This is a genomic window from Coprococcus sp. AF38-1, assembly GCF_003603945.1.
Lineage (GTDB): Bacteria > Bacillota > Clostridia > Lachnospirales > Lachnospiraceae > Coprococcus > Coprococcus aceti.
The window spans coordinates 12,720-36,490 of sequence record NZ_QVGO01000008.1 but is presented as its reverse complement, the minus strand read 5'-3'; the positions used below and the strand labels follow the sequence as shown (position 1 = coordinate 36,490).

Genomic DNA, 23,771 nt, shown 5'->3' with positions numbered 1-23,771 from the left:
TGAATTTACACAAAAACCCGTCATCCAGCACATAGCTGAATAACGGGTCCTTTATATACTTATCAATGATAAGAATTAATCCTGAACGTATGGTAATATTGCGATCTGTCTAGCTCTCTTAACAGCAATTGTGATTGCTCTCTGATGCTTAGCACATGTTCCTGTGATTCTTCTTGGAAGGATCTTACCTCTCTCTGAGATATACTTTCTGAGTGCGTTTGAATCCTTGTAATCGATCACAGCCTCTTTATTAGCACAATACTCGCAGACTTTCTTTCTTCTACGGATATTTCTTCTCTTCATTGGAGCGTCAGCTCTATCAGTCTTATTGTAAGCCATTGTATTTACCTCCTATTTTACTTGAATGGTAAATCGTCCTCAATACCTTCCGGTATACTCATGAAGCCCTCAGCTCCTGCATTGCCAGGTGCCGGTCTTCCTGCTGGCTGATATCCACCGCCTGATGCCTGTCCGCTTGCAGCCTTGCTCTCAGCAAACTCCTGCTCCTCAACAACAACATCAGTTGTGTACACCTTGTTACCATCCTTATTCGTATAGCTTCCAGTCTGGATTCTACCTGTTATAGCAATCTTCGTTCCCTGCTTCAGGTACTTCTCTGCAAACTCAGCGCTCCTGCCAAATGCAACGCAGCCGATGAAGTCTGCACTCTGGTCGCCATTTCTATTGAATCTTCTGTCTACAGCCAATGTGTATCTTGCAATAGCCATCTGGCCATCACCTGTGTTTGACTGTGAATATCTAACTTCCGGGTCTCTTGTGAGACGACCCATCAATATTACCTTGTTCATTATAGAATACCTCCTATTACTCGGCGTCTAATCTAACGCAAAGATATCTAAGAACTGATTCCATAATACGAATGTTAGCCTCAAGCTGAGCTGGAACTCCAGCCTCTGCATCAAACTGAATGAAGTAGTAGTATGCTTCGCCCATCTTCTGAATCTCGTAAGCAAGCTTCTTGAGTCCACACTCGTTAACTTCTGTAATTGTTGCGTTAGCCTTCTCAATATAAGACTTAACCTTATCAACTACAGCTGTTCTGGCTTCCTCATCAATCTTTGCACTAACAACTAAAGTTAATTCATATTTGTTCATTACATTGCACCTCCTTATGGTCTCTGGCCCACAGTCATCTGTGAGCAAGGAAAATATGATTAATACATCACAAGTTCAGATACTATCATATTTTTCCAGCCAATTCAAGCATTTTTTCTATGATCATCCCAAAAATTCTGTGGCATGCTTTCTCGACCACAAAGGGAACATGCTTCTCTGGCATCTGTAGTTCTCTCTCTGCTCCACGCTCACCGCGCTGAAGAATGTTCTCCACATATCTGTGTAATCATCCTCCATATATTCTGCACTGCCCAGCGTCTCCATCTCCTGATCTGTAAGCCGCCTCACATACATATCCGAATCCACCGGATGCACCACGGCGTAACGTCTGCCATCATCCACTATCAGCCAGTATTCTGACGGCATCCTGTCCGCAAAATGACTGGCGACAAGAAGCGCAACATCGTCCTTTGGTTCTATATGACATACATACACCCGCCCCTGGACAGCAGTGAATCTGGCTATCTCCCTGAATAGATGTGCCTCGTTGCTCACACTCCGCCCAAGCTCCATGATACGCATCACCTCCGGACTTATGAGCATATGTTCCACCTTTCGGCCCTCGGCAAATGCCAGTATCAGATATCTGTACACAGTGTCCAGTGCATCCTCCTGATGCGACAATAGTGCATTGAATACGTTGCGGTACACCAGCCAGGATACCTTCTTCACAGACCGGGTAAACTTCTGCACCTTGTCCGCATCCGGCTCGACATGTATATAGTCAGCGAACATATCCAGTTGTTCCACAGGCTCCTTCATAAGCATCACATGGTCGTGTCCGACCTGCAGTGCCATACTCCACGCCTCATATATGCATGTAGCCATATCGTCATATCTGTCTCTGCATGTGAAAACCTTCATATTGTCCATAACTTCCACCTTCACGCCTTCATTCCTATATCAAATAAAGTCATCTGTCTATACTGTTCATTGCCGTGTGATGCCTGCCAGTTCTCTCCCCGGCTCAGATCCGTCATCTCCCTGACAATGTAATCCCTCTCTATAGGGATCCTGTACATCATACGTCCGCCACACGTTATAAAATAATGTGCTCTCTTAAGCACCACCCCCATCTTCTTCAGATTATCGAAATCCAGACTTCCGTATCTGCGGGCTCTCACTATCCTGCCCGCCGACTTCGGCCCTATGCCGGGAATCCTGAGAAGCAGATCATACGGTGCCGTCTGCACCTCCACCGGGAACTGGTCAAGATGCCTCACTGCCCAGTTGCACTTCGGATCCATTCTCTGATCGAGGTTCGGCTCGTTCTCAGACAATATCTCCTCAGCGTGGAATCCATAATATCTGAGCAGCCAGTCCGCCTGATACAATCTGTGCTCACGGAGCAATGGAACCGCCGTATCCAACGCAGGGAGTGCCGAGTCCTCGTTGATCGGTATATACGCGGAGTAGAACACACGCTTCAGATCGTATCGCTGATACAGTCTCTGGGCTGTGTGTATGAGCGTGTAATCCGACTCTCCGCTGGCTCCAACTATCATCTGTGTGCTCTGTCCCGCCGGGGCAAATGCCTGTCTCCTGTCTGTATCTCCAAACATGACAGGGAGGGGCGAAGAGGCAGCACCGATGTCTCTTTTATCAGAGGTCATTCCATCTGTGAGTGCCTCTGCTGCTGACATCTGCAGAGCACCATGTCTTTCCTGCCCTGCCAGCTCTGCTTTGTATGCGGTCAGATCCTTCTGCAGATTCTTCTCGTTGAATATGCTTCCAGTAAGGTATCTGTTGATACCGCTCCTCTCCATACGCGCAGTCTTGCCCACCGCTAGTCTGTGAGATTCTATAGTGCTGGTCAGCTTGCCCATGGGATCAAGTATGGTGTCAAAGCTCTTGTTCGGGGCAAGCTTCTTCAACCCCTCCTCAGTCGGCAGCTCCATATTAACACTTATCCTGTCCGCTAAATATCCCACCATGCTTATAAGCTCATCCGATGCCCCCGGAATGGTCTTCACATGGATATATCCATTGAACCTGTACTTCGTCCTGAGAAGATACAGAGTCTCACACATCCTCTGCATGGTGTATGTCGGATCCCTGAGCACACCGGAGCTCAGGAACAACCCTTCTATATAATTCCTCTTGTAGAACTCTATGACCAGATCGCACAGCTCCTCCGGTTCAAATGTCGCTCTTGGCACATCATTGCTTCTGCGGTTCAGACAGTACTTGCAGTCATATACACAGTGGTTCGTCATAAGGACCTTAAGCAGCGATATACATCTTCCATCCGCTGCAAAGCTGTGACATATACCACATGATACACTGTTGCCCAGGGCTCCCTTCTGTCCCTTCCTGTCCACTCCACTGGATGTACACGCCACATCATACTTCGCCGCATCCGCCAGTATATTCAGTTTTTCTTTCGTTGTAAGTCCTGTAATTATCTCGTTCATGCATAATATTATACGAACATTTGTTCGGTATTGCAAGAGGTAATTTCTGGTTGCCGGTTAAAGCATAATATTACTTATGGATGGCGCAGACAAAAAAGACCAGACACACTCTGAACGAATGTATCCGGTCTTCTCTATGCGAAAGGCTCTGGACTATGACAGTTCCTTTCTTCTATATGATCCTAAGCTATATCTTAGAGCTGTGGGCCTGCTGCAACTAATGCCTTACCTGCTGCATTCCCCTCGTACTTAGCAAAGTTCTTCTGGAATCTTGCTGCAAGATCCTTAGCCTTTGTCTCCCACTCTGAAGCATCAGCGTATGTGTCACGTGGGTCAAGGATTGCTGGATCTACGCCAGGAAGCTCTGTTGGAACCTCGAAGTCGAACATAGGGATCTTCTTTGTAGGAGCCTCATTGATAGCACCACTGAGGATTGCATCGATGATTCCTCTTGTATCCTTGATTGAAATTCTCTTGCCTGTTCCATTCCATCCTGTGTTGACAAGGTATGCCTTAGCACCGCTCTTCTCCATCTTCTTAACAAGCTCCTCTGCATACTTTGTAGGATGCAGCTCGAGGAATGCCTGACCGAAGCAAGCTGAGAATGTAGGTGTTGGCTCTGTGATACCTCTCTCTGTACCAGCAAGCTTTGCTGTGAATCCTGACAGGAAGTAGTACTGTGTCTGCTCTGGTGTAAGGATTGATACTGGAGGGAGTACTCCAAACGCATCTGCTGAAAGGAAGATTACGTTCTTTGCAGCTGGTGCTGATGATATAGGTCTTACAATGTTCTTGATATGATCTATTGGGTAAGATACACGAGTATTCTCTGTTACGCTCTTATCAGTGAAATCGATCTTGCCGTTTGCATCAAGTGTAACGTTTTCAAGAAGAGCGTTTCTCTTGATAGCGTTGTAGATGTCTGGCTCTGAATCCTTGTCAAGATCGATAACCTTAGCATAGCATCCACCCTCGAAGTTGAATACGCCGTTGTCATCCCAGCCGTGCTCATCATCACCGATGAGGAGACGCTTTGGATCTGTTGAAAGTGTTGTCTTACCTGTTCCTGAAAGGCCGAAGAATATAGCTGTGTTCTCACCGTTCATATCTGTGTTAGCTGAGCAGTGCATTGAAGCCATTCCCTTAAGTGGAAGGTAGTAGTTCATCATTGAGAACATACCCTTCTTCATCTCTCCGCCGTACCATGTGTTAACTATAACCTGCTCATGGCTTGTGATGTTGAATGCTACACATGTCTCTGAGTTAAGTCCTAACTCCTTGTAGTTCTCAACCTTAGCCTTCGAAGCATTGTATACTACGAAATCTGGCTCGAAGTTCTTAAGCTCTTCCTCAGTTGGCTTGATGAACATGTTTGTTACGAAATGAGCCTGCCAAGCAACCTCAACGATGAAACGGATAGCCATACGAGTATCAGCATTTGCTCCGCAGAATGCATCAACTACGAAAAGTCTCTTGTTTGAGAGCTCCTTCTTTGCAAGATCCTTAACTGATGCCCATGTCTCCTCTGTCATTGGATGGTTATCGTTCTTGTACTCATCTGATGTCCACCATACAGTGTCCTTTGAATTCTCATCTACTACGATATACTTATCTTTAGGTGAACGGCCTGTATAAATACCAGTCATAACGTTAACTGCGCCAAGTTCACTAACCTGTCCCTTCTCGTATCCCTGAAGGTCAGCCTTTGTCTCTTCCTCGAATAACAATTCATATGAAGGATTGTGTACGATCTCTGTTGTGCCTGTAATGCCATACTTAGTTAAATCAACTGTTGCCATTTTTCTTAACTCCTTTTCTTTAAATGTATTTCATTGATAGGTGCATGTCGCCTGTACCCTGCCGGCACCGCAACTATACAGCACTCAATAATCTGAAAATAAATATGAACACTTTCTCTCATATTCAGTTGAAAGTATACCCAATTAGTCAAAATAAATCAATATGATTATTGAGTTTTTTTTGTAGTTTACAGAAACTTCTCATTTATAATCTCAATTTTATATTTATTACTTGCATAAACTAAGATAATGAGCTTCCACGTCTCTTCTCAAGGAATTTTGACTTCACTATCAGAATATCACCTGTCTGTATCTCCAGATCACCTGTCGGCAGTATAGACATATTATCCCTGAGTACCATATATATATTCACACCATACTCCTCCGTAGCCTGGAGTATGGTCCTGCCGCAAAACTTGCTCACATCATCTACGAGCAGTTCTCCAATCTCGTCCACATCAACAACTTTGGACTCCTCGTTGGCATTGTTCTGATACTGCTCTACAAATCCGGCGCTTATGATACCTGTAGGTATCGCTACCAGCAGAACTCCCATAAATGCTATGACTATCGCCATGCATTTGCCCAGCAGCGTGATCGGGTAAATGTCTCCATACCCCACGGTAAGGACTGTCGATACCGCCCACCATATGCCGCTGAAGGCGTTGCTGAACACTCCCGGCTGTGCGGCATGCTCAGTGCTGTACATACACAGGCTGCTCGCCATCATCAGTATAAATATGATGAACATGGACGATATGATCTGTCTGCTCTTTCTCAGCAGGACTATCTTGATGACATTGAAGCTGTCGTACTTTGAATTGATCCTGAAAAGATGGAATATACGGATCACCCTGAGCATCCTGAACGCCACGAAGCCAGACAGAAAGAACACTGGTATGATCGTGAGCAGATCCACAACTCCGTCATATGATATGAGGAACTTTCCTATAGCCTTTCCTCTGGTGCATGTGGGATACAGGAAATCCGCCGTCCATATGCGGAGAATGTACTCAACACAGAATATGCCTGTAGTCACCCACTCGATAACACTCAGCAGCCCATAATATGGTTCAAGCTGATCGTAGGTCTGCAGGAACATCACCGATATGTTCGACAATATGACACCCACTATGAATATGTCAAATGCCCTGCTCGCCAGATTGCTTTTGTCCCCTATCTGTATTATGTCAAATATTTGCTTTTTGAATTTTGTCTTGTTTACCGCCATTGCTCTCCTCTTATATATCTATTTGTCCTTGAGAATGTCCATCATCTCATCTATCATCTCTTCGTCCTGAATCCTGAACTTGATCTCCACGCGTCTCGACGCTGCCATGTCCACTGCTTATGATGCCGTTGCTCTCCGTCAGACAGTACTTTGCCACTGAGAACGCTCGCTGCTGTGAAAGTTCAAGATTGTATATGTAGGAACCATTCGTATCCGTGTGTCCCTCTATGATTATCTCCGAAACGTATTCCCTGTAATCATCGCGCAGAAGCACACTGCAGTACTTCGGCAGGAACTGGTTGATGGTAAGCATACACGAATATACCACCCGTTATGGCAAACATACACACACTTATAATCGCCCTATCTCCTATCATAATTAAAAAGAGGCTGTTTTACCAGTTGAAATACTTACTCCTTTACCTGTTATTTACATATTTACGCGGGATTTACATGTTTTTACAAGGCTCTGTGCATACAGCACAAATGGCCATTTTCTTTTTGTGCACTTTGAAAAATGTGTCATAAAATCTTTAAATTTTGAAGATTTTATTTTGCAAAACGTTTTTTTTCTGTACATATTCTGTTCATATTTTGTGTATATACTGAACTCAGTTGTTCAAGAGAAAGTAATTTACTCTTAGTTGTTTAAGTTGTTGTTTAAAAAAGAACCGCCTAGCAATTCAGGTGGTTCTTTTTTTGCGCACAAAATTATCTCTTATTTAGCAAAAAAGGCTGAAAAGATACAATTTCTTCAGATTTTGTATCTTTTCAGCCTTTTATTTTGATTTAGAGATAATTTTGTGTGCAGACGAACTCATCCGCCACCAAAAGATCCCAGCTTTATAACTAACTCTACACTGCAAATTACTCCGTAGGAAGCTTAGCCTTCTCGAATATCTCAACAACCTTGTCGTCAGGCTTCTTTGTGAGAAGTGATACGACGATAGCTGTAATGAACGCTGCTGCAAATCCAGGAACGATCTCATAAAGTCCTGTTGGTGTTGCAAGGAACTTGTACCAGAGCATGTCAACAGCAAATCCGACTATGATAGAAGCAAGTGCTCCATTGTAATTCAGTCGCTTCCAGTACAGTGACAGAACGATAACCGGTCCAAATGCCGATCCGAATGCGCCCCATGCATTTGACACGAGTGCCATGATACCCTCGCAGTCTGGATTCATCGCTATGGCAAGTGCCACAACTGAGATGATGATGACCACAATTCTTCCTGCCCAGAGCATCTCCTTGTCGGATGCACTCTTTCTGAATATAGGCTTGTACACATCAGACGAAAATGCTGATGATGAAGCAAGGAGCTGTGAATCAGCTGTACTCATGGACGCTGCAAGGATAGCTGAGAGAAGTATACCAGCTACAAGTGCAGGGAACACGCCTCTTACAAGTCTGATGAATACCTGTGAGTTATCTGTAAGTCCACCGCCAAGATACTTAAGGCCGACCATACCAACTACGGATGCCATAACGAGGATGATTCCCGTCCAGCAAGTACCGACTATTCTGGACTTCTTCATCTCCTTCTCTGACTTGATCGAAATGTATCTTATAAGAATATGTGGCATACCCATATATCCAAGTCCCCATGCAAGTCCTGATATGATATTGATCACACTGTTCTTGTCAAATGAACCACTTATAAGGGCATTGTAATAATTGTCTGGAATGACAACATCAGGTGCTATAAAGCCAGCGCCCTGCATGGTGATGACCGCAATGATAGGTGCGATCATGAGAGCTGCAAGCATCAGAAGTCCCTGGAAGAAATCCGTCCAGCACACTGCATTAAAACCACCAAGGAATGTGTACACGATGATGATGACTGCAGCGCCAATCATGGCTGTATTCCTATCGATGCCCATAACAGTGTTGAACAGGGTACCGCAGGCCGATATACTTGACGCAGCGTATATACAATATGCAACCACAAATATAACTGCACATATTATGAGAAGCAGCTTATTGTCTGACTGAAAACGATTTGTCAGATACTGAGGTATAGTGATCGAATCGTTGTACGCTATCGAGAATCTTCTGAGTCTCGGTGCTATGAATATCCAGGCACATGCTGTTCCGATGAACAGACCAACTGATATCCACATGTTGCTGAGTCCTGTCGCATAGAATGCTCCGGGCAGTCCCATGAGAACCCACGCACTCATATCAGATGCTCCGGCGCTGAGTGCAGCCACCAGACCATTCATATCTCTTCCTCCAAGAAAATAATCCTTCTCTCCGGCATTCCCCTTGGATTTGAAGAAGAAATAAATTCCTACACCGATTACCAGGACAAAATACGCTATAAACGCAATCATCTCGTAAACATTCATTAGTTAATCCACCTTCCATAATAATTATAATTTATCTGCTCCGCACCAACTTTACCACTGCAGTGCAGTATCTCACTGTCAGTGCACATAACAAAGCAAATTCTACACGGAAACTTGCCAAAATGCAAGATTTTTCAGCATTTGGCTATTATAAACTGAGGCCAGCGCTCTCCAGAATAAAAAAGCGGCCCATGGTGGCTTGTCCGGTCATGATCCCGGAAAGCCCACCATCGAGCCGGCTGTTTATATTTGACTACCTGATCTTATAGATTAGAATCCGATATGTCTGTTATCTGTGATTCTCTTTGCCTTGCCCTCTGAACGTGGGATGGTCTTAGGCGGAACCAGCTCAACCTTTGCGCTGATAAGCAGTGTCTGCTTGATATCAGTCTTGATGCGGGCTGCAATAGCCGCAAGCTTTGCTGCATCGTTCATATCCACATCTTCCTTGAGCTCTACCTGAACTGTCAGCTTGTCCTGTGAATTCACACGATCAACCACGAGCATATAATGAGTTGAAGCCTCCTCCACACCGAGGAGAACTGACTCTATCTGACTAGGGAATACATTTACACCACGAATTACAAGCATGTCGTCTGTACGGCCTGTGATACGACTCATCTTGACAGTTGTTCTTCCACATGCACATGTGCCGTGTGTAAGTGTACATATATCATGTGTCCTGTATCTGATCATAGGAGTACCAGTCTTAGTAAGAGTTGTAAATACAAGTTCTCCCGGAACTCCGTCCGGAAGCGGTTCTTCTGTGACAGGATCAATAATCTCCGCGAGGACATGATCCTCGTTGATGTGCATTCCATTCTTCTCAAAGCACTCAAATGCAACTCCAGGTCCACCTATCTCAGTTAATCCATATATATCAAATGCATCAAAGTCGAGGAGCTCCTCAAGATGCTGTCTCATCTCCTCAGTCCATGGCTCAGCGCCAAAGCATCCGGACTTAAGCTTAAGTTCGGACGGATCAATACCCATCTCTCTAATCGTCTCTGCAAGATATGTAGCATATGATGGTGTACAACAGAGCATTGTAGCACCAAGCTCTTTCATCATCGTGATCTGTCTCTGTGTATTACCTGATGACATCGGTACCACCATGGCTCCAACCTCGGTAGCCCCCTGATGAGCACCGAGTCCGCCTGTGAACAATCCATAACCGTAAGCTATCTGGATGATATCATCCTCTCCGGCTCCGGCACACCTGAATGCCCTGGCAACCATCTCTGTCCATACATCAATATCATTACGTGTATATCCTGTTACGATAGGCTTTCCTGTGGTTCCTGATGAACCCTGTATTCTGATGATATCCTTCTTGTCCGCAGCAAACAATCCAAATGGGAAATTATCCCTGAGATCTGTCTTCTGTGTAAACGGAAGCTTTGTTATATCATCTATTGTCTCTATATCCTCCGGCTTTACCCCAGCTTCATCCATTCTGGCTCTGTATGCCGGAACATTTGCATATTCAAGTTCTACTGTCTTTCTAAGTCTCTCCCCCTGAAGCTTTCCTCTCTCCTCAGGATCCATACACTCCATCTCTTTATTATAGATGTAATGAATCTTCTTCTGTCTCATAACTTCACTGTCCTCCATAAGATAAATCAAATCAGCATTTGTGCAACCTGCTGATTTTGTATGACACTTTAGCGCGCCAAACAACTAAATTGTACATACATATGTGGGCTGTGTCAAGGAAAAGCCATCAATCGCAGTACATTTTCCGTATATTTTTGAGAGAGCTTCGAATATTTGCGGTCAAATGGCATATTTGCCTGATAGATTACTCTTGCATTCCGGGTTTTCAGGTCGTATATTATTATCTGACAACAAAAAGAGGACGCGGGAGCTTGTAGTACAGGCTGAGAGGAAGGTGTGACCTTCGACCGGAAACCTGATTTGGATAATGCCAACGTAGGGAAGCCTGATAGCAGTCGTTTGTTAAAGTGCAGACTTTATTGGAGTTACCAGATCGGTAACTCTTTTTTTGTGCAGATAAAAGACTTTGGAGGAAAGGGCTATGGTAACAGTGAACGGAAAAGATCTCGACGTTGCCGGGCAGAATCTGGCGGCATTTCTTGAAGAATCCGGCTACAAACCGGTGCGCATAGTTGTTGAGATCAACGAGGAGATCATACCGAGAGAGACATACGCAGACATTACATTTAACGACGGCGACTGTGTGGAGGTCGTGAGTTTCATGGGAGGAGGAGCATTATAATGAAAGAAGACAAGCTGATAATCGGAGGACATGAATTCAATTCAAGATTTATTCTGGGTTCAGGAAAGTATTCCATGAAGCTGATCGAATCAGCTATAAAGGACGCAGGAGCAGAGATCATCACTCTGGCCGTCCGCCGTGCAAATACAAAGGAAGAGGAAAATATTCTCGATTTCATCCCGGAGGGAGTTACTCTCCTGCCAAATACAAGCGGCGCGAGGAACGCCGAGGAGGCCGTGCGCATAGCAAGGCTTGCAAGGGCTCTGGGCTGTGGAGACTTCGTCAAGGTGGAGATCATGCGCGACAGCAAATATCTCCTTCCCGACAACCAGGAAACGATAAAGGCAACCGAGGCACTGGCAAATGAAGGATTTGTGGTACTGCCTTACATGTACCCGGACCTGAATGCCGCCCGTGATCTGGTAAATGCGGGAGCCGCAGCGGTCATGCCACTGGCATCACCTATAGGTTCCAACAAAGGACTGGCTACCAAAGACTTCATCCAGATCCTCATCGACGAGATCGAGCTTCCGATCATAGTTGACGCCGGTATCGGAAGGCCATCCCAGGCATGTGAAGCCATGGAGATGGGCGCTGCCGCCATCATGGCCAACACTGCCCTCGCCACAGCCGGAAATCTGCCACTCATGGCATCGGCATTCAAGGACGCGATAAATTCAGGCCGAAAGGCTTATCTGGCAGGTCTTGGAAGAGTTCTCACCAGAGGGGCATCCGCTTCAGATCCACTGACCGGATTCCTGCATGACTAAGGGGGTGCACTCAGATGGAAAACCACTTTCTGATAGATTCGGAATATCTTTCGCCGGAAGCGCTGCAGATCAAACACCGTCTGGAGACAGATCCATCGTCAAGGAAAAGCCATATGGAATACCTTCCGGGCATGGAGGTTATTGAATCTGACATCCGCAGCAAGGTCATGGAGCACATGAACAGCTACGACTACAGCAGTTACACAGGCAGAGACGTCATGGCTGCCCTTGAACACGAGACGTGCAGCATAGAGGACCTCAAGGCTCTGCTCTCCCCCGCCGCCGAACCATTTCTTGAGATGATGGCGCAGCGCGCAAGCCGCGAAACAAGCAGGCACTTCGGCAACACGGTCTACATGTTCACGCCGCTCTACATAGCCAACTACTGTGAGAACTACTGCGTATACTGCGGCTTCAACTGCTACAATCACATCAACAGAATGAAGCTCTCAGCAGAGCAGATCGAGAAGGAAATGAAGGTCATCGCCGACAGCGGCATGGAAGAGATCCTTATACTGACCGGCGAGAGCCGCAGCCAGAGTGACGTAACGTATATCGGCGAGGCATGCAAGCTTGCAAGGAAATACTTCCGCATGGTAGGCCTTGAAATATATCCGGTGAACACCGATGAGTACCGCTACCTCCATGAGTGTGGTGCGGACTATGTGACAGTGTTCCAGGAGACCTACGACGCAGACAAATACGAGACTCTTCACCTGATGGGTCACAAGAGAGTATGGCCATACCGTTTCGACTCGCAGGAGCGCGCCCTCATGGGCGGAATGCGGGGCGTTGCATTCTCAGCACTGTTAGGGCTCTCCGACTTCCGCAAGGATGCACTGGCAACAGCCCTTCACGCGTATTTTCTCCAGAGGAAATACCCACACGCAGAGATGTCACTCTCCTGTCCAAGACTGAGACCGATCATCAACAACGATCAGATCAATCCTCTGGACGTACACGAGAAGCAGCTCTGCCAGATACTGTGCGCATACAGAATATTCCTGCCATTTGCCGGAATAACGGTATCTTCAAGGGAGAGTGCAGACTTCAGGAACGGCATAGTGAAGATCGCAGCGACCAAGGTATCGGCGGGCGTGTCAACCGGAATCGGCGATCACGAAAGCAAATACAGCGGCAAGACTTCCTGCAGTGAGCAGGGCGACGAGCAGTTCGAGATCAACGACAACAGAAGTCTTGAGCATATGTATTCAGACATAGAGGGCGAGGGGCTGCAGCCCGTACTCAATGACTATCTGTATGTGTAACAACAACTATCAGATCAAAACGATCTGAACTATACAGCATACCGCCGTCTGCCGGCGGAGAAAGAAGTTTGAAATGTATACATTTGATCCTACTTTATATTTTATAACGGACAGCACAGGGTTGTCCGAGGAGGAATTTCTGTACAGAGTGGAGTGTGCTCTGGACGGCGGTGCGACACTCATGCAGCTTAGAGAAAAGGAAAGAACTACCCGTGAGTACATACATCTTGCGGACAAGGTGCACTCAATTGCGCGCCGCTACAACGTGCCACTCATCATAGATGACCGGGTAGATGTGGCGCTGGCAACTGATGCCGAGGGTGTCCATGTGGGACAGACAGATATGCCAGTCTCCATAGCCAGAAAACTCATGGGGCCCGACCGCATCGTGGGTGCAACCACCAAGACTGTTCCTCAGGCCGTGGAGGCGTATGAACAGGGAGCTGATTATCTGGGAGTTGGAGCCATCTACCCAACCACCACCAAGGTCAAGACAGTGCTCACATCCACGGATACACTGAGAGACATTTGCAAGGCAGTTCCCATCCCGGTAAATGCCATCGGAGGACTCAATCCGACCAACCTGGATGTCCTCTCGGGCATACCTATCGCCGGCATCTGTGTGGTGTCCGCCATAATGAAAGCTGACAATCCAAAGGATGCTGCCAGCCGTCTATTGGCATTATCCAGGCAGTTACAGTCAAAAATCTCTCTCAAATAAGCAAAAAATTGCAAAAATACGCAACTTATTTTAATTTTAATGAAAAGAAAGGTTGCAATTAAATGATTTTGCAATTACAATCAATACAAAGTATAACTATTTTTTGTATGAGGTGGTTTTAATGGAAAACGTATTAAGTAGCATAGCTCCTGGCAATGTTCTGATTCAGGATCCAACTAAAGACGCAGCAAAAGAAGCCGCAATTGAGGCAGTACATGCAAGAGTCGTTGCAAAGCCGAACTTTATCAGAGGATCCGTGGAACTCCTTGTGCTCTATCTGCTCAGCCAGAAAGATTATTACGGCTACGAATTGTCACAGCTTATGGACTCACTATCCGACGGCGTAATAAAGATTCCTATCGGATCACTCTACCCTGCACTGTACAAACTGATTGAATATGGTTTCATCTCCGATCACAAAGAGCAGGTTGGAAAGAGAATGACCAGAGTATATTATCATCTGGAGCAGCCTGGATTCCAGCGTATGCATATTCTTATAACTGAGTATACAAAGGTTCACAAGGCTATTTCATCCATACTTGACTATACTCCAGAGCCTGAGAAGAAATAACTTCTTTCAGAATTAAAAATACCGTTGTCCATATTTTTTTATGAACAACGGTATTTTTTTATTTTACTATTCTGTACTTCTTTGAAACTGTGCCCTTATACCTTCCGGAAAACTTTATCTTCACCGTATATGTTCCGGCTTTCTTTCTCGCCTTAGGGTATGTCACCTTGTAGTATTTTGATGATATTATCTTACCATCGCTGTCCTTCACAGTCACCTTAGGTGTCTTTGTCTTGCCATCATACTTATATCTCGTCTGTGATAATGTAACTCTCTTTATCTTCTTGACAACGATATACTTCTTCTGGCCGCATTTTCTGCATGTATGTAACACCTTGCCATCGTTTCTGGTAGTTGCTGTTTTTACTACCTTGCCGGAATATACATGCGCACATTTTCCTGTTACTGTTACCGTATATGATGCTGAACGTGATCCAACAGTGGCTGTGATCTTCACAGTTCCCTTTCTGAGACCTGTTACCACTCCTGTAGATGACACCTTTGCAATAGCGGAATTCGATGTTTTCCACTTAGCTCCCGCAAGCACCTTATACGATGTACTTCCATACTGTCCAAGGACTGCCTTGAGTGTGAGGGTTATCTTCTGTCCCTCCTGCACGTTCTTATTTCCGGTCATCTTAACCGATGTGATATTGTCCTTCTGCACCTCCACCGTAACATCGCTCTCACCAGTGGACTTAGCCATAGTCTCAGCCTGACTGCCGCTTCCCATGAACTGGGCTGCAGTCGTGTTCGGATAAGATGCATTCTTATTTATAAATGTACCAACGCCCACATACCTGTTAGCAGGTTTTATCATGGATGTGTAATGTCCGGTCACCGCTCCAGGAGTTCCCTTCACATAGGCATCCTTCTCGCTGTACCACTGCTCAATACCCATGAGCATGCTCTCTGACCAGTTCCACGCAAGCACCTCGGAAGTCGGCCAGCCATTTCCCGGATATTTGAAATCAAATACAGACTTTCCGTTGAGTCTTGAGTGATACATTGTAACACTCGCCTCCGCAGCTCTGATCCTTGCTATCTTCTCAAGTCCTGCCGACCACTTGATCGGCACATAGTCGTCAAGCGTCAATTTCCGTCCATCAATCTTAACGCCCTGCTTACATGCTTCATAACGGATCTGATTGATCCTCTTCACTGCAGCCGAAGCCTCCGACACATACTTGCCCTTCATTGCTATAAACACGCAATTGGCAGATGTTTTTGTCACATCCGCAGGTATTGTCGCCGCTTCAGCACTTGTTCCTCCCGGCACGATCACTGACAGTCCAACCGCAACTGCGATCGCCAGAGCCATTATCCGGTGTAACAACTTCTTCTTTTGTACTCCCATAGTTTGAATTTGTCCTCCTCTTATAATATATATCAGCCTATTGATATTATTATAACTCACTATGGGATTTATTGCATGCCTATTTGTCTTCCGTGACACATTTTATATAATATTTATGTGTCAGTCAGTTAGATACTTGTTCGTAAAGATATACTCTTCCTCATCTATATAACCGACGCAATATACTTTTTCTATCTGTTCATGATTGAATAGAAAATTCTGATCGACTCTGATATTTCCCTCTGGATACAAACAGCCTATATAATCCCATATTTCATCTGTATCCGCTTCTTTCTGCTTTCTACCATAAATCATCAGCCTTTTCTTTGCACCTTTTAACAATACGATTGAACCTAGCGGTAGATATTTTTCATATTTAGCCATATCACCCTCTATACTTTCTCAATTATGTTCAACAATTACCTGTCTATCAGCTCAATACATTAGCTGGCAATCCGCCAATAGCCGATATATTGCTTTTTTCTGCTGCCGAATATCTTTTGGCAGTTTCAAGAAGGTCTGTCACATGATTATTTATAAGTTCTCCCATTTTGTCCATATCTTTCTGAAGGCCCTTAAATTGGCCTATGTACTCTTCTGATGCTGAACCTGTCCAAACAGACGATAACCCCATTATCGTTTTCATCATATCTGCAGTAAGTGTATTTGTCTGGTTCATAACATTTCGAAACTCATTTGCCCTAGCTTCCAACTCAGCAGGTGTAACCTTTATATTTATATCTGACATATTTATATCTCCTCTCTATCCTCTTTTTGCCATCTGATTAGCGTTTTCTGCCTCTGCATTCTGATAATTTGTCATAATATTTTTTAATGCCGAACAATACTGCTCAATAAGTTTCATAAAATTATTCATCTTTGCCACATCATTGTCCACTGTCGCACTAAAGGTATTCTTCGCAACACCATCCCATGTTGCGTTGAGCGCCTCTTTACTCTCCTGCATCTTTTTTATCTGAATTCCAAGTTCTTCATTTCTCCTTGATAAACTATCGATTCCATTCATCAGTCCCGTTGACTCTACTGAAAATGATTTCATTAAATATAACCTCCTGTTTCTAATCTACATATTGGTTGTTAATCTCTATCGACATATTTTCCACAGCTTCATACACAGATTTTACCGTGTTCAATATCCAATCTCTTAAAGCTTTCATTCTTAAAATATACTCATCCGATGCCTCACCCTGCCACACTTTGGTCAATTTTTCTACCATCTTATCCAGTTCAGCAACCGTATCATTCTTCATTTCGTCTGCAGCAAATTCAATCTGATTTACTACTGACATTATTTCATTATATTCATCCATGCTCATTTTTTCTTTCGTATCCATATTCTTAAAATATTATATGCAATCTCAACACACTCTCTACAACAATAAAGCTGTAATCTACTGCATTTTAGGCGATCATGTTTAAATATATTTTTGCTTTTCTAAATCTTTTTATCTGACAAATTATAGCTATTAGCTACAATTTGTCAGTTTTTGTTATTTCATGTCTAAAAAATTATTGATTTTATGATATTATAGTATAAAATAATATTAGTTTATGTAGAAAATATAATAAAAGGAGAACAAAATTTGAACGAAGAGCTGATATTTAAAGAGAATGTAAAAACAATAGACAAATATATTAAATCAATTAAAAAAGAGTTTCCAATATGTAGAAAGGGGGAAAGAAAATATTTAAAGCTGTTGCGTAGCAATATGTATGACTACGCAATAAGCTTGGGCGACAAGGCAGTCACAGCATCCAATCTGGATACAGAGTTTGGCAGTCCTAAGGAATGTGCCACTGAATATGTCCAATCTTTAGGAACAGACACCATATGTACCAATATGAATGGAAGGAAATATGGAAAATATCTTTTTATTGCAGGACTCTCTGTTATAGCTGTTTTTGCAATATGTATATCAGTTATGTTGTATAAGGAATGGCAGATATCCAGGCGTACTGATATTGCATCAACTACTATTGTCATTCAAGATAGTGTAGCGCCAAATGATCTATCTGATAAATCATGGATGGATTCTGTTGAAGACGCACCATTAAATAATAGCTCGGAAACTCAGAATAATGATAATAACAATAATACAGATACGGAGGAGTAAATATGAATAAAAAATTACGCAGATTATTAGCTATATGTTGTATGATTTTCATCTGTTTGTCTACAATAAACGTTCCAACTGTTAAGGCCGCAGAAGAAGATACGAGCGATGACTCTCTTACATTTGTGGAAGTTATCGAGGAAATGCCAACTCAGCCATCTCTGAGTAGAGCCACAAAAACAAAAACTGCTTCCAAGACTGTATACTGTAATGATTCCAACGGAAATACTCTCTGGAGTCTTCAGATTGTCGCAACATTCAGTTATACAGGTTCTTCCAGCAAATGCACATCCGCTAAAGCTGCAGCAACTTCTAATAGTTCATATTGGAAGACGTCTATGTCCAGTTGCACAAGATCCGGCAACAAAGCAACCGCAACTGCAGTTGGAAAAAAGTATTCCTCAAAGGGCGTACTGCTTCAGACAGTAAATAAATCAGTTACTATATCATGTTCAGCTAACGGAACTATTTCCTAATTTACTAGTTAGTTATACAAGATAAAGAACAAGGCCACATGCCGCATGAAATATCTTTTAGATTTTTCATATGGTATGTGGCTTTATTTTATCTGTACCGGCCAGACACCCCTGCTAATGCAGATCTTATAACCAGCTCCAACGCAGTAGCAATAACATACAATGCTATGCATATTACCAGCTTCACGCCCGTAGAAAGCTTCTCACTTTTAGCAACCATAAACGTCACGACTGCCGCAGTTCCGAGCAGCAAGCCTCCTATGGCACCACCCATTATTCCCCAATAGTCTATAAAATATAATACATAAAATACTACTATCCAGGCAGGAGCTTTTTGATTAGCTCCTGCACCATCTGGATATGTTCCCAGATCCATTCCATCCATAATGAGACTGATACCACTCACTGCGCTTATAACCAGATTCAGTTCTTTTCCTGCTAACGGTACTGTATAGCTCAACTGTTTATCCTTTCTTAAGCTACCTGTTCTCTCCAGCGATCTAAGTTTGAATGCCTCACCACCATTTATATATATACTCCCCTTCATATACTCCAACAAATACTCGGTGTCATCTATCTGGACATTCCAACTATATCTGTCTGTATTTGCCATACCAGATCCTCTCTTACACTTTTCTCTACTTATTTATATACTTTCTTGACTCGACCCCATTTTTCTTGAGATATACCTCTGTGTAGCACTTGTATATTCCTCTATATGACGGTGTCTTTATCACTACCTTGCGGCTATTTTTCACAGCCTTGGTACGTGTTGTATAAAGCTTCTTCTTTGAAGCTGAAGAATACACTTTCACTATCAGTGTAGAGCCCGGCGTAGGATTCGTAACAGTCACTGTGGTTCCGGTTGTCAGGGCCTCAATTTTCGCTTTCTTTACTACAGGCCTAACATAATATGTGACTTTTATACTCTTTGACTCATATTTACTATTTTCTGCAGCCTTTATTGTCACCACAGCCTTGCCTGCACCCTTCATAGTCAGTTTGCCATCAGATGATACTCTAACTACACCATTATTAGATGAACTGTATGTGAGTTTCGCTCCACCGCCAGCCTTGGCTCCTATACTCTTCTTAGCTCCAGACTTTAAATCCATATATACCGTACTCTTTGGTACAGTGATATTCTGCACATATCTTGCTTTTACAGATATTGTACGAGTGACCTTCTCGTAGTTTGAACCAGCCTCATCATTTGCGGTGATCGTAATCTTAGCGTTGCCTGCTTTGCAAACCACCATGGACCATGTGTCTGAATTCTTGTCATATTTTACATCAACAATATTCTTGTCTGAACTTACAACCTTCACCGGCCCGCCATTGGAAGTGCTTATCTTAAGCTTCGCAGTTACTGATGAACTGGATGTCTTTAATGAATATGTATAAGAAGATTTTGCCGACTCATTGCCGTTATAAATAATATTGAGGCTTGAAGGAGCTTTATTTATATCATATGTGAAATCTTTTGTTCCCCAGATATTTCCTGTTCCTGTTACCTTGGCAGTGGCCTTTCCTGCATTGATATTATTCTCATATACTATGCTCATATCACCCGAATGATAACCCGTTGCTCCATCTTCATTCTCTGCAAGCCAGTAAATATGTGGCTCTATCGGCTCCCCAGTATACACACAATTTTCAAAATCAGTTGTTTCAAATCTCAGATCATTTATTGATACTGCTTTAACTATTTTAACAGTCCCTGATTCTGTATATATCTTCTCCAACACCTTAGGATCATCCCATGTGCACAAACTTACGTCTCCATAGAAGGCACCTGATCCAATCTTAAGACCCGAACGCACCATACTGAACAGCACATAATGAAGATTTGCGCAATTTGCAAAACAACATTCGCCAATATACCTTACTCTCCTTGGAATCACTATCCTGTCGAACAGCGTACAATGGTCAAACGCATTGTCTCCTATATATGTCAGAGTATCAGGAAACTTCACCGACTCTAATGCACTACATCCGTTGAAGCAATTAGCCCCAATACGATACATGTTTGAATAAAATTTTATCTCCTTCAACGAACTGCAACCAGCGAATGTATAATCACGCAACTCACTTACCTGTGCATCTGACAGATCCACACTAGTCAGACTGCTGCAATTATAAAATGCATATTCACCTATACTATCTGTTCCCTCAGAGAATGATATGCTTTTCAGACTTGTACATCCGGAAAAAGCATTTTTACCAATTGTCATAAATGAGTCACCTTCTACGACAACTGATGTAAGCTTATCACACCCGTCAAAAGCATAGTCACCTATATGGGAAACTCCCTGTTTTACCACAACACTTCTTACAATATAATATTCCCAAGGACGCTTTTCATTTGCACTATAATCCGCCATAACCGATGACGTATCTGCATACAGCGTAAGCTCACCCGTCTTGTAATCAAAAGTGTAATTAACTCCACCACTATCCGACGCATACACCCGCCTTATTCCGGGAATAACACACATGGCACACACCAGCGCTATTCCCATAATTCCAAGTAACAATCTCTTTAGTAATCCCTTTTTCATAATAAACCTCCTTTTTGTATAATGTCTTACTAATGCATTGTTAATTTATATGAACATAAAGATATGTATTGCACCTAATGATATTATTGTCAACGCACTGTTAAGTTTTTCTATTTTATAACATAAAATTATATTTTAATTACAACAAAAAGCTCCATACGCTGTGAAATATCTCAAGATATCACACAGTATGGGGCTCTATATTAGTAGTGACCGTGCTTCACGTAAATTCCCATCTCGCTATTTATAAACAAAATAATACCTATTATAAAAAAAGCTATCACAATAGTCACGCTTATTATAACTCTTTTCCTCATAGAGTATTTTTCATTTATTGACAGCACAGAAATACGCGGTATCAAAGCAACAGCCGACGTTCTGTATACAAATCCTACTATACCTGACCATGGAAAAATAAATTCAAGACTTAAGATTACAACAAGCACATTTACCCACCACGGTTTTTTTATTTTCTTAACTACCGGCTCTGGTTCACCAGTCTCAAGATCTATACCATCTACCAGAAGATGGGCTCTAGCGTCTTGCGTTGTTTCCCATGAATACCGCTTATATTCCACCATCACCCCATCTACAGGGAACATTGGTTTCCTACGCTCCCGATAGAACAGCTTGCCATTATGACATATCTGTAATTCTCCCATTTTCCACAAATCAAAAAGGTTAGCTACTTTTTGTCCATCGACGATGATATCATGCCACACGTCTATCTTTATCTCATGCATCTTACCATTTATCTCTACATTCCATGTATTCTTTTCCTGATCATATGTTTTTACCTCAAGCATCTTCCTAGCAAACTCCCTTTCAACAACATACTTATATACAATATTACCCTTTGCAATATTTGCAGTCAATAGCATTTTAGTTATTCTATCTTATTCGCATACAAAAAGCCCCACACCCTACGCAATATCCTGAAGATATCTCATAGTGGTGTGGGGCTTTTGTGTGACTGATGTTCAGGTCAACCGGCTTTTATACGTAGCTTGTTGTGTTAATCTTTACACCAGGGCCCATTGTTGAAGCAATTACAACGCTCTTAAGGTACTGACCCTTAGCAGCAGCTGGCTTTGCCTTAACAATAGCATTTATTAAAGTCTGGAAATTCTCGTTTAACTGTTCCTCTGTGAAAGAAACTTTTCCCACTGGCACATGGATAATGTTGGCTTTGTCAAGTCTGTACTCTATCTTACCAGCTTTGATATCTGAGATAGCCTTAGCTACATCCATAGTAACTGTTCCAGCCTTAGGGTTTGGCATGAGACCCTTTGGTCCAAGTACACGACCAAGACGTCCTACAACGCCCATCATGTCAGGTGTTGCAACAACAACGTCGAAGTCTAACCATCCCTCGTTCTGGATCTTTGGCACGAGCTCGTCTCCACCAGCGTAATCAGCGCCTGCTGCAAGAGCCTCGTCAACCTTTGCACCCTTAGCAAATACGAGAACCTTAACAGTCTTACCTGTTCCGTGTGGAAGAACTACGGCACCACGAACCTGCTGATCAGCGTGACGTCCATCAACACCGAGTCTGAGGTGTGCCTCTACTGTCTCATCAAACTTAGCTGAAGCCATCTTCTTAACTAAAGCAACTGCCTCAGTTGCCTCGTAAGCAGCGGTCTTATCATAGAGCTTGCTTGCATCTACATATTTCTTACTCTTTATCATTATTATAAACCTCCTGTGGTCATATCGGGAGCGACCCTCCCACTAAATATCTGTATTACTCTTCAACTGTAACGCCCATTGAACGAGCTGTTCCAGCGATCATGCTCATAGCTGACTCAAGGCTTGCAGCGTTCAGATCCTTCATCTTAAGTTCAGCGATCTCCTGAACCTTAGCCTTAGAAATTGTTGCAACCTTAGTCTTCTTTGAGTTTGCAGAACCTGACTTGATGTTACATGCCTTCTTGATAAGAAGTGATGCAGGTGGAGTCTTTGTAATGAAGCTGAAGCTCTTATCCTGGTATACTGTGATAACAACAGGAATGATCATGTCACCCTCATTAGCTGTTCTTGCATTGAATTCCTTTGTGAAAGCAACGATATTTACACCGTGCTGACCAAGAGCTGGTCCAACAGGTGGTGCAGGAGTTGCCTTTCCTGCAGGTATCTGTAATTTGATGTATCCTTCTACTTTCTTTGCCATTTTAGCATTCCTCCAAAATACTGTGGTACAATCCACTTGATAATTACAACTTCTTGATATCAGCAAACGCAATATCAACAGTATTCACACGACCAAACATTTCTACTTCGATGGCTACGGTCTGTTTTGCAGTATTAATTGCCTTAATTGTTGCTACTGTGCCTTCCCAGGCACCTGAAGTAACCGTTATTGAGTCTCCCACTTCAACATCGATGACAACCTCCTCTGAGGTCTGATACAGATTGCTCAGCTCCTCATCAGTGAGTGGTACAGGCTTTCTTGGATCTGATCCGACAAATCCTGTAACTCCTCTGGTATTACGCACAACATACCATGTAACATCGTTCATGATCATGTTGATGAGAACGTAACCAGGAAGTATCTTTCTCTCGATCGACTTTGGCTTACCATTCTTAATCTCTGTGGCATCTTCAACCGGAACGACTACCTCTAAAATCTGGTCTTGTAAATTTCTGTTTTCTTTTGTTTTCTCAATATCAGCCTTTACTTTGTTTTCATATCCTGAGTAGGTATGAACAACATACCATCTTGCATTCTCTGCCTCTGACATAT

General features: G+C 43.4%; 28 protein-coding genes and 1 riboswitch. Of the genes, 7 read left to right on the top strand and 21 right to left on the bottom strand.

Features of this window, described 5'->3' with window-relative positions:
* Nucleotides 1–75 precede the first annotated feature (75 nt).
* The 10 genes from rpsR to DW025_RS12255 all read right to left on the bottom strand — a co-directional run bounded on the left by rpsR (nucleotide 76) and on the right by DW025_RS12255 (nucleotide 10,526).
* Nucleotides 76–339: a 30S ribosomal protein S18 gene (rpsR, locus tag DW025_RS12300; RefSeq protein ID WP_015533306.1), complete on the bottom strand. Its 264-nt coding sequence runs from the start codon at nucleotides 337–339 to the stop codon at nucleotides 76–78.
* A gap of 17 nt (nucleotides 340–356) precedes the next feature.
* Nucleotides 357–809, bottom strand: a complete 453-nt coding sequence (locus DW025_RS12295) for a single-stranded DNA-binding protein (protein ID WP_022216615.1) — start codon at nucleotides 807–809, stop codon at nucleotides 357–359.
* Between the two features lie 16 nt (nucleotides 810–825).
* Nucleotides 826–1,116, bottom strand: a complete 291-nt coding sequence (gene rpsF / locus DW025_RS12290; protein WP_015533308.1) for a 30S ribosomal protein S6 — start codon at nucleotides 1,114–1,116, stop codon at nucleotides 826–828.
* A gap of 123 nt (nucleotides 1,117–1,239) precedes the next feature.
* Nucleotides 1,240–2,010 (bottom strand): TIGR03915 family putative DNA repair protein, encoded by a 771-nt coding sequence (locus tag DW025_RS12285; RefSeq protein WP_308936792.1) that lies wholly within the window; start codon nucleotides 2,008–2,010, stop codon nucleotides 1,240–1,242.
* An 11-nt stretch (nucleotides 2,011–2,021) separates the two neighbouring features.
* Entirely contained in the window at nucleotides 2,022–3,551 is a 1,530-nt protein-coding gene (locus tag DW025_RS12280) for a putative DNA modification/repair radical SAM protein (RefSeq protein WP_120000111.1), read from the bottom strand.
* A 194-nt stretch (nucleotides 3,552–3,745) separates the two neighbouring features.
* Nucleotides 3,746–5,350 (bottom strand): phosphoenolpyruvate carboxykinase (ATP), encoded by a 1,605-nt coding sequence (gene pckA / locus DW025_RS12275; RefSeq protein ID WP_004849399.1) that lies wholly within the window; start codon nucleotides 5,348–5,350, stop codon nucleotides 3,746–3,748.
* A gap of 241 nt (nucleotides 5,351–5,591) precedes the next feature.
* Nucleotides 5,592–6,581: an ion transporter gene (locus DW025_RS12270; RefSeq protein ID WP_120000109.1), complete on the bottom strand. Its 990-nt coding sequence runs from the start codon at nucleotides 6,579–6,581 to the stop codon at nucleotides 5,592–5,594.
* Between the two features lie 46 nt (nucleotides 6,582–6,627).
* Nucleotides 6,628–6,894, bottom strand: a complete 267-nt coding sequence (locus tag DW025_RS12265; protein WP_243104984.1) for an OmpA family protein — start codon at nucleotides 6,892–6,894, stop codon at nucleotides 6,628–6,630.
* A gap of 554 nt (nucleotides 6,895–7,448) precedes the next feature.
* Nucleotides 7,449–8,930, bottom strand: coding sequence for a sodium/proline symporter PutP (gene putP, locus DW025_RS12260; RefSeq protein WP_118016788.1), 1,482 nt, complete (start codon nucleotides 8,928–8,930; stop codon nucleotides 7,449–7,451).
* A gap of 270 nt (nucleotides 8,931–9,200) precedes the next feature.
* Entirely contained in the window at nucleotides 9,201–10,526 is a 1,326-nt protein-coding gene (locus DW025_RS12255; protein WP_118016789.1) for a phenylacetate--CoA ligase family protein, read from the bottom strand.
* Nucleotides 10,527–10,780: 254 nt separating this feature from the next.
* A riboswitch (TPP riboswitch) is annotated at nucleotides 10,781–10,886 on the top strand.
* Nucleotides 10,887–10,968: 82 nt separating this feature from the next.
* On the opposite strand from DW025_RS12255, the gene thiS reads away from it, so the two are divergent.
* The 5 genes from thiS (at nucleotide 10,969) to DW025_RS12230 (ending at nucleotide 14,499) form a co-directional block, all read left to right on the top strand.
* Nucleotides 10,969–11,169: a sulfur carrier protein ThiS gene (gene thiS / locus DW025_RS12250; RefSeq protein WP_015533314.1), complete on the top strand. Its 201-nt coding sequence runs from the start codon at nucleotides 10,969–10,971 to the stop codon at nucleotides 11,167–11,169.
* Entirely contained in the window at nucleotides 11,169–11,939 is a 771-nt protein-coding gene (locus DW025_RS12245; RefSeq protein ID WP_015533315.1) for a thiazole synthase, read from the top strand. The genes thiS and DW025_RS12245 overlap by 1 nt, the downstream gene beginning before the upstream one ends.
* Nucleotides 11,940–11,953: 14 nt before the next feature.
* The gene (thiH, locus tag DW025_RS12240) at nucleotides 11,954–13,207 is read left to right on the top strand and encodes a 2-iminoacetate synthase ThiH (protein ID WP_120000107.1); all 1,254 of its coding nucleotides are present in this window, start codon (nucleotides 11,954–11,956) and stop codon (nucleotides 13,205–13,207) included.
* 73 nt (nucleotides 13,208–13,280) lie between these two features.
* A complete protein-coding gene (gene thiE / locus DW025_RS12235) occupies nucleotides 13,281–13,928 on the top strand; it encodes a thiamine phosphate synthase (protein WP_120000105.1) in 648 nt (215 codons plus the stop codon).
* 121 nt (nucleotides 13,929–14,049) lie between these two features.
* Entirely contained in the window at nucleotides 14,050–14,499 is a 450-nt protein-coding gene (locus DW025_RS12230) for a PadR family transcriptional regulator (protein WP_120000103.1), read from the top strand.
* A gap of 58 nt (nucleotides 14,500–14,557) precedes the next feature.
* On the opposite strand, the gene DW025_RS12225 is transcribed toward DW025_RS12230, so the two are convergent.
* The 5 genes from DW025_RS12225 to DW025_RS12205 all read right to left on the bottom strand — a co-directional run bounded on the left by DW025_RS12225 (nucleotide 14,558) and on the right by DW025_RS12205 (nucleotide 17,187).
* A complete protein-coding gene (locus tag DW025_RS12225) occupies nucleotides 14,558–15,856 on the bottom strand; it encodes a CAP domain-containing protein (RefSeq protein WP_120000101.1) in 1,299 nt (432 codons plus the stop codon).
* Nucleotides 15,857–15,976: 120 nt separating this feature from the next.
* The gene (locus DW025_RS12220) at nucleotides 15,977–16,240 is read right to left on the bottom strand and encodes a DUF4176 domain-containing protein (protein ID WP_120000099.1); all 264 of its coding nucleotides are present in this window, start codon (nucleotides 16,238–16,240) and stop codon (nucleotides 15,977–15,979) included.
* Between the two features lie 46 nt (nucleotides 16,241–16,286).
* On the bottom strand, nucleotides 16,287–16,604 hold the full coding sequence (locus DW025_RS12215; RefSeq protein WP_120000097.1) for a WXG100 family type VII secretion target: 318 nt from the start codon (nucleotides 16,602–16,604) through the stop codon (nucleotides 16,287–16,289).
* 15 nt (nucleotides 16,605–16,619) lie between these two features.
* Complete coding sequence (locus tag DW025_RS12210; RefSeq protein WP_117548537.1) at nucleotides 16,620–16,916, bottom strand: WXG100 family type VII secretion target; 297 nt, start codon at nucleotides 16,914–16,916, stop codon at nucleotides 16,620–16,622.
* Between the two features lie 19 nt (nucleotides 16,917–16,935).
* Nucleotides 16,936–17,187, bottom strand: a complete 252-nt coding sequence (locus tag DW025_RS12205; RefSeq protein ID WP_133302889.1) for a hypothetical protein — start codon at nucleotides 17,185–17,187, stop codon at nucleotides 16,936–16,938.
* Nucleotides 17,188–17,460: 273 nt separating this feature from the next.
* Between DW025_RS12205 and DW025_RS12200 the strand changes: the two genes are divergently transcribed.
* Nucleotides 17,461–17,991, top strand: coding sequence for a DUF6120 family protein (locus tag DW025_RS12200; protein WP_120000093.1), 531 nt, complete (start codon nucleotides 17,461–17,463; stop codon nucleotides 17,989–17,991).
* Between the two features lie 2 nt (nucleotides 17,992–17,993).
* The gene (locus DW025_RS12195) at nucleotides 17,994–18,467 is read left to right on the top strand and encodes a hypothetical protein (protein WP_120000091.1); all 474 of its coding nucleotides are present in this window, start codon (nucleotides 17,994–17,996) and stop codon (nucleotides 18,465–18,467) included.
* Nucleotides 18,468–18,555: 88 nt separating this feature from the next.
* Here the strand turns inward: DW025_RS12195 and DW025_RS12190 are convergent, their stop codons facing one another.
* The 6 genes from DW025_RS12190 to nusG all read right to left on the bottom strand — a co-directional run bounded on the left by DW025_RS12190 (nucleotide 18,556) and on the right by nusG (nucleotide 23,769).
* A complete protein-coding gene (locus DW025_RS12190) occupies nucleotides 18,556–19,080 on the bottom strand; it encodes a hypothetical protein (protein WP_120000089.1) in 525 nt (174 codons plus the stop codon).
* 25 nt (nucleotides 19,081–19,105) lie between these two features.
* The gene (locus DW025_RS12185) at nucleotides 19,106–21,028 is read right to left on the bottom strand and encodes a leucine-rich repeat domain-containing protein (RefSeq protein ID WP_120000087.1); all 1,923 of its coding nucleotides are present in this window, start codon (nucleotides 21,026–21,028) and stop codon (nucleotides 19,106–19,108) included.
* Nucleotides 21,029–21,231: 203 nt separating this feature from the next.
* Nucleotides 21,232–21,834 (bottom strand): hypothetical protein, encoded by a 603-nt coding sequence (locus DW025_RS12180; protein WP_133302888.1) that lies wholly within the window; start codon nucleotides 21,832–21,834, stop codon nucleotides 21,232–21,234.
* Nucleotides 21,835–22,024: 190 nt separating this feature from the next.
* The gene (rplA, locus tag DW025_RS12175; RefSeq protein ID WP_015533477.1) at nucleotides 22,025–22,717 is read right to left on the bottom strand and encodes a 50S ribosomal protein L1; all 693 of its coding nucleotides are present in this window, start codon (nucleotides 22,715–22,717) and stop codon (nucleotides 22,025–22,027) included.
* A 55-nt stretch (nucleotides 22,718–22,772) separates the two neighbouring features.
* Nucleotides 22,773–23,198, bottom strand: coding sequence for a 50S ribosomal protein L11 (rplK, locus tag DW025_RS12170; RefSeq protein WP_015533478.1), 426 nt, complete (start codon nucleotides 23,196–23,198; stop codon nucleotides 22,773–22,775).
* 43 nt (nucleotides 23,199–23,241) lie between these two features.
* The gene (nusG, locus tag DW025_RS12165) at nucleotides 23,242–23,769 is read right to left on the bottom strand and encodes a transcription termination/antitermination protein NusG (protein WP_015533479.1); all 528 of its coding nucleotides are present in this window, start codon (nucleotides 23,767–23,769) and stop codon (nucleotides 23,242–23,244) included.
* Nucleotides 23,770–23,771 lie beyond the last annotated feature (2 nt).